The organism is Streptomyces tremellae, assembly GCF_039540215.1.
In the GTDB taxonomy this organism is placed as follows: domain Bacteria; phylum Actinomycetota; class Actinomycetes; order Streptomycetales; family Streptomycetaceae; genus Streptomyces; species Streptomyces tremellae.
Window position 1 is genome coordinate 1 of the sequence record NZ_BAABEP010000130.1, and the last position, 4,025, is coordinate 4,025.

1 protein-coding gene is annotated in these 4,025 nt (G+C 75.7%); it reads right to left on the bottom strand.

All coding sequences use genetic code 11. The annotated features are described in order from the left end of the window. Nucleotides 1-4,025, bottom strand: a 4,025-nt coding sequence (locus tag ABEA77_RS33590; RefSeq protein ID WP_345655927.1) for an SDR family NAD(P)-dependent oxidoreductase, incomplete at both ends; no start/stop codon positions are given.

Consider the following 4,025-nt stretch of genomic DNA (forward strand, 5'->3'; position numbering starts at 1 on the left):
AACACGCCGTGTCCACCGTCACCGCGGGCCCTTCCAGCCCGAGGGTGTAGGCGACACGTCCGGAGAGCACACCGGCCGTACTGCCGGTGGTGACGTATCCCGCCGCCTCCTCGGGCACGTCGGGGCCCGTGGCGAGGTAGTCCTGGCCGTTCGTGCCGGTGAAGACCGCGGTGGCGGTCCCCCTGAGTGCGGAGGGGTCGATGCCCGCGCGTTCGAGCGCCTCCCAGGAGGTCTCCAACAGCAGCCGCTGCTGCGGGTCCATCGCCAGCGCCTCACGCGGCGAGATACCGAAGAACTCCGCGTCGAACTCGCCCGCGTCGTGCAGGAAGCCGCCCTCGACGGCACAGGACGTTCCTGCGCGGTCGGCGCCGGAGCCCGGGTCGTACAGGGCCGCCACGTCCCAGCCTCGGTCGACGGGGAACGGGGTGATGCCCTCACCGCCCCTTTCGAGCATCCGCCACAGGTCCTCGGGGGACCGGACGTCACCGGGGAACCGGCAGCTCATCCCGACGATGACCACGGGATCCCGGTCGGCGGCCGACGCGTCGGCCGCCCCGGGAGCGGGCTCGGCCCCCGGGTCGGGCTCGGCCCCCGGGTCGGGGAGGAGTTCCGCGCACAGGTGGGCCGCGAGTGCGCGGGCGTTGGGGTGGTCGAAGGCCACCGTCGAAGGCAGGCGCAGGCCGGTCGCCGTCCTCAGCCGGTTGGACAGGTCGACGGCGGTCACCGAGTCGAGGCCGAGGTCCTTGAACGTGCGGGCCGGATCGACCGCGTCGGCGCCCGCGTAACCCAGTACCGACGCCACGTGTGCGCGGACCACGGCGAGCACCGCAGTCTCCCGCTCGGCCCGGGTCGCCTGCCCGGCGAGCCTGGCGGCCAGGGCGCCGGGCGCGTCTTCGGCACCGGGCCCGGACGCCGCCGCGAGCCGCCGTACGTCCGGCAGGTCGGCCAGGAAGGGGCTGGGGCGCGAAGCGGTGTAGGCCGTGTGGAACCTGTCCCAGGCGAGGTCCGCGATCACGACGCCGGGCCCGCCTCCTGCCACCGTGCCCCCCAGTGCCGACACCGCGGCTTCGGGGGCCATCTGCACGAGGCCGTGCCGGCGCGCCGCGGCACCGATCCCGCCCTCGGCCATGCCTTCCTCGGCCCAAGGACCCCAGGCGACCGAGGTCGCGGGCAGGCCAAGGCCGTGCCGGTGCTCGGCGAGAGCGTCCAGATAGGCGTTGCCCGGCGCGTAGTTGCCCTGTCCTGAGGCGCCCAGGGTGCCGGCCACGGAGGAGAACAGCACGAACGCGTCCAGGGCCGTGCCACGGGTCAGCTCGTGCAGGTTCCAGGCGCCGTCGGCCTTCACCCGCAGTACGCGGTCGACCTGCGCGGGGGTGAGCTGCTCCACGACGGCGTCGTCCAGGACCGCCGCGGTGTGGACCACCGCCGTCAGCGGGCAGCCTTCGGACACGTCGTCGAGGAGACGCGCGAGCGCCTCGCGGTCGCTCACGTCGCAGGCGGCGACGGTCACCCGTACGCCGGCGGCCTCCAGTTCCTCGCGCAGCGCGACAGCGCGGGGCGCCTGCGGGCCGCGGCGGCCCGCGAGTACCACGTGCTCGGCGCCCGACCTGGCCAGCCAGCGGGCCGCGTGCCCGCCGAGTCCGCCGGTGCCGCCCGTCACCAGCACCGTGCCACGCGGGCGCCACTGCGCCCCCGGCGAGGGGCGCGGGGCGCGGGCGAGGCGGCGCGCGAACATCCCCGAGGGACGGATCGCGACCTGGTCCTCGCCCCCGGCACCGGCCAGCGTGGCCGCCAGCAGACGTCCGGCGGAGGCACTCCACTGCTCGGGCAGATCCACCAGGCCGCCGAACCGCTCCGGGTGCTCAAGGGCCGCGATCCGCCCCAGACCCCAGACCATCCGCGCGGCGGGGGCCTGGAGTTGTTCCCCCTCTGCCACAGTCACCGCGCCGCCGGTCAGGCACCACAGGGGGCCGGTCACCCCGGCGTCGCCGAGCGCCTGGAACAAGGCGAGTGTCCCGATCAGGCCCGCCCTGGACACGCCGGCTCCGGGCGGCTCGTCGGCCAGGGACAGCAGCGACAGCACGCCCCCGTACGCGGCGCCCTCCGTCCGGGCGTCCCGCAGCAGGCAGGCGATCCCTTCGCGTTCGGCTTCCGCGGGCACCGCGACCGTGGCCACGTCGCCGCCGTGGTCACGCACCGCGCTCGCGACCGCCTCCACGATGGGGCCGGCGCAGCCCTCCGGAACGGCCAGCAGCCAGGTACCGGACAGCTCGGGCCTGCGGGCGGTGGCCACGGGCACCCACCTGGTGCGGTAGCGCCAGCCGTCCACCGCCGAGGCCACGAGCTGCCGCTGCCGCCAGGACCTCAACGCGGGCAGTACGTGGGCGAGCGACTCCTCCTCGACCCCCAGCGCGCCGACCAGTGTCTCCGCGTCGCCGTCCGCCACAGCCTGCCAGAACGCCGCGTCGTCCGCGCCGCCCTCAGGCGCCGCGGGGTCCGGCTCCCACCAGTACCTCTCGTGCTGGAAGGCGTACGTGGGCAGGTCGACGCGCCGGGCCCCCGACCCGGCGTACGCGCGCGACCAGTCCACCGGCACACCACGGACGAATGCCTCGCCCAGCGAGGCGAGCACCCGCCGTGGACCGGCGTCGTCACGCCGCAGCGAACCCACCACCACGGCGTCGCCGCCCGCGGCCTCCACCGTCTCCTGCATGCTCGCGGTCAGCACCGGGTGCGGGCTGCACTCCACGAACGCCCCGAAGCCGGCGCCGACCAGCGTGCGCACCGCGTCGTCGAAGCGCACCGTCTCCCGCAGGTTGCGCACCCAGTACGCGGCGTCCGGGCCGGGATCGCCCGCCAGCCACTCCCCGGTGACCGTGGAGAGGAAAGGCACCGCGAACGCCTGGGGTTCCAGCGGCGACAGGTCGGCGAGTATCCGCTCGCGCACCTCGTCGACCTGCGCGGAGTGCGAGGCGTAGTCCACCGCGAGGCGCCTCGCCCGTACGCCGTCGCGCTCGCACCGCTCCAGCAGTACGTCGAGCGCCTCCGGCGTCCCCGACACCACCGTGGACGCCGGCCCGTTGACCGCGGCCACGGCCGGCGCCCCGTCCAGTCCCGCGAGCCGCCGGCGCACCGCACCGGCGGGTGCCGCCACGGACACCATGCCGCCGCGCCCGGACAGCGCACGGCCGATCGCGCGGCTGCGCAGCGCGGCCACCCTGGCACCGTCGCGCAGCGAAAGACCCCCCGCCACCACGGCGGCCGCGATCTCGCCCTGCGAGTGGCCCACCACGGCCGCAGGTTCGACGCCGTACGAGCGCCACACCTCGGCCAGCGACACCATGACCGCCCACAGCGCCGGCTGGACCACGTCCACGCGCTCCAACGCCTCGGCGTCGTCGAGCACGTCAAGCAGCGACCAGTCCGCGAACGGGGACAGCGCCGCAGCGCACTCGTTCATGCGTGCGGCGAACACCGCCGACGTCGCTAGCAGTTCACGGGCCATTCCCACCCACTGGGCGCCCTGCCCGGGGAACACGAACACGGGGCGGTCAGCGGCGGCGCCGTCCGACGCCGCGCCGGCGGGCGTGGTTCCCTCGGCCACGGCCCTCACCCCGTCGAGGAGTTCCTCGCGCGAGCCGCCGGTCACGACGGCGCGCCGCTCGTGCAGCGACCGCGAGGCGACCAGGGAGGCGCCGACATCGGAGGGCGGCACCTCGGGGTGCTCCTCCAGGAAGGAGACGAGTCGCCGTGCCTGCTCGCGCAGGGCCGGCCCGGTCCTGCCCGACAGGACCCAGGGCAGGGCCGCGGGTGTGTCGCCGGCTTGCCCGTCCGGGGCCTCTTCTGTCTCCTCTGCCTCTTCCGGCGCCTCTTCCGGCGCCTCTTCCAGGATGAGGTGCGCGTTGGTGCCGCTGATGCCGAACGAGGACACACCGGCCCGCCGGGGACCGCTGCCCCGAGGCCAGGCGCGCGCCTCGCGCAGCAGCCGCACTCCCCCCGCCGACCAGTCCACCTCCGGCGTCGGC